Origin of the sequence: Methylobacterium sp. (assembly GCF_028290105.1) — a bacterium.
Classification (GTDB): domain Bacteria; phylum Pseudomonadota; class Alphaproteobacteria; order Rhizobiales; family Beijerinckiaceae; genus Methylobacterium.
Map to the genome: position 1 here is coordinate 1 of NZ_JAQGKL010000223.1, position 2,862 is coordinate 2,862.

At 68.7% G+C, this 2,862-nt stretch carries 1 protein-coding gene and 2 pseudogenes; all 3 read left to right on the forward strand.

The features are described from left to right. Window positions 1-906 (forward strand): annotated as a pseudogene (locus JWQ05_RS15855) (capsular biosynthesis protein); the annotation flags it as partial. Between the two features lie 8 nt (window positions 907-914). Continuing rightward, window positions 915-2,399, forward strand: a complete 1,485-nt coding sequence (locus tag JWQ05_RS15860; RefSeq protein ID WP_299660215.1) for an LTA synthase family protein — start codon at window positions 915-917, stop codon at window positions 2,397-2,399. Window positions 2,400-2,672: 273 nt separating this feature from the next. Next, window positions 2,673-2,862: pseudogene (locus JWQ05_RS15865) on the forward strand (sugar transporter); the annotation flags it as partial.

A 2,862-nucleotide genomic window follows, 5' to 3' on the forward strand; every position in this document is an offset into this window, starting at 1 on the left:
CGCATGGAGGATGGCTTCCTTCGCTCTGTCGGGCTCGGCGCCAGCCTTCAGCCCGGTGCCTCCATCGTGGTGGACGATCGCGGGATCTACTACGACCCACGGACCGAGAGCCGTCTCGCGGTGATCCTGAAGACCGCGAGCTTCACGCCGGATCTGGCGGCCCGCGCCAAAGCCCTGCGCGAGGGCGTGATCGAGCGCCGCCTCACCAAGTACAATGTCGGACTCAGCGACGAGGCCGAACCCTGGCCGACGGACCGGCGCATCGTGCTGGTCCCGGGTCAGGTCGAGGACGACGCCTCGGTCCGCTACGGCTCGCCGATCGTGCGCTCGAACCGAGACCTGCTGCGGGCTGCCCGCGCCCGCAACCCGGATGCCTTCCTGCTCTACAAGCCGCATCCCGACGTCGAGGCCGGATTTCGCCCCGGTGCGATCCCGGAGGTCGAGGCACGGACCCTTGCCGACCGGATCGTCGGCGGGCTCTCCATCGTCGATCTCCTCGACCGCGCGCATCACGTCGAGACGATGACGTCGCTCGCCGGCTTCGAGGCGCTGATCCGGGGCCTGTCCGTCGCCGTGCACGGGCGCCCGTTCTATGCCGGCTGGGGCCTGAGCGAGGATCTGACCCCCGGTGCCGATCGCGGACGGCGGCTCACCCTCGACGAACTGGTGGCGGGCGCGCTCCTGCTCTATCCGCTCTACCTCGATCCGGTGGCGATGAAGCCGTGTTCGGCCGAGCAACTCCTCGACCGTCTTTCGGAGGCGCGCGACGCTGCCGGGCCTTCGCGCCTCGCGATGAGCCGGGGCGCCTTGCTGCTCATGCGTGCGCGCTACGCTGTCCTGAATCCGATCGTTCGTCGGCTGCGCCGAAAGCGCGGTGTCACCAAGGCCGAGGATCAGAGGCGCTGACTGTCCCGATGACGCTGCTCGCAAGTCTCGCCGTGGCTCTCCTGCTCAGTCTCGCCATCGAGGCCGTCGAGGGGGGGCAGGTCCGGCCGATCTCCCGCCGCCCGGCGGATCTGCTGGTGCGGGTCGCGGGCTACGCTCTCCTGATGGCGTTCTGGTTTCAGTTTTCCTGGCGGCCCTGGCTCGCGGGCTTCTCCTGTGTACTCACCGTGGCGATCCTGACGATCATCAGCCGCTTGAAGCGCGACGTCATCGGCGAACCCCTGGTGTTCAGCGACTTCGCGCTGCTGCCGCAGGTGCCCCGGCATCCGGAACTCTATTACACACGGCCGCTCTCCGATCCGCGCATGGCGGTGCCGATCCTGGTGAGCGTCGCCTGCGTCGTTGTCTGGTACGCCGTCGAGCCGACGATCCTGCCGCGCGAGCCCAGCGTCGCCGTGCTGGCGGTCCTAGGCATGCCGCTCATCCTCGTCGCCCTGGCGGCGCTTTCCGGGCAGGGCGATGGCGCCGGCGTGCTGGCGCGTCGGTTTCCCGCACCGGACCTGGAAAGCGACGTCGCCCGCTATGGCTTGCCCGTGACGATCGCCGGCTATGCCCTTCGCTGGTGGGCGGGTCGCCGAGCGGATCTGCCGCCGCGCCCGCGTCGCCGGGTCCGAAGCGACGACGCCGTCCTGGTGGTGATGCAACTCGAATCCTTCATCGATCCCGCGCGCCTCGGCGGTCCGCCCCTGCCGTTGATGGAGATCGTCCGGACGCGGGCCAGCCAGTTTGGACGCCTGCGCGTCCCGGCGCACGGCGCCTACACCATGCGGACCGAACACGCGGTTCTCACCGGACAGGATGCGGACGCCCTCGGCTTTGGATCGTTCGATCCCTATCTGACCCATGGCGGGCGCGAGCCTACGGCCCTGCCGGCGCTTGCGCGCGAGTCCGGCTTCGAGACGCTGTTCGTCCATCCCTTCCACCGGAATTTCTTCAACCGCGCCGAGGTGGTGACGCGCCTCGGCTTCGATCGCCTGATCATGGAGACGGACTTCGTCGGGGCGGCGCGGGTCGGGCCCTATGTCGGCGACATCGCCCTCGCCGAACGCGTCCTGGCGGAGGTGCGCGCGCGCGACGGTGCGCTATTTCTCTTTTGCGTCACGATGGAAAACCACGGTCCCTGGAAGCCCGGCCGGCTGCCCGAGATCGACGATCCCTTGGAGCAGTACCTCACGCATGTCGCCAATACGGGCCGCGCGGTCGAGGCCTTGATCGACGGTTTGACGGGGCTGCCGGCGACGCTCTGCATCTTCGGCGACCACGCGCCGTCGCTGCCGACATGCAAGCCGGGTTTCGGAGAGACGACGACCGATTACGCCATCTTCGAGTTCGGATTGGCCGTCGAGCCCGCGCGCCTGCGCCGCGACCTGACGGCGGATGCCCTCGGCCGCCGGCTGCGGCAAGGCCTCGATCCGGAGGCGGATGCCACAAGCGTGGCCTTGCCTCCCTCGTGACGCATTGGTGATCGACAGACCCCTCGACCATCGGAGGCGTAGGAACGACGTCTCGGAGATCTGGACGATTCGTTAAAGCGATCGCAGCATTTGAGCCCTATCCGATAGGGTAGCGGTGCGCTCCGCGAAGCGCGCGGCCCATCATCAATGGACGCAGCCCCTATGGCCGTGTCAGCCGAATTGAGTTTGTCATGGCGACGTCACGATGCCTCTCGTCATCGGGGCGTCGCCGCCGGTTCCGCGCATCGCGTGGACTCGGACAGGAGAGTGAACATGGTGCGTAATGCGACTCTGGCGGCCCTGGCGGCATGCCTGGCGTCGGGCTGCTCCTCGCTTCTGCCGGCTGCCGGCCCGACCACGGGGGCCGTGATCGACGGGGCCGACATCTCGACCAGCGAGGGCACCTTCGCCCGCTACGAGATCGTCGACCTGTCCGCCGCCACCGTCGAGGCCCTGCGCGGGC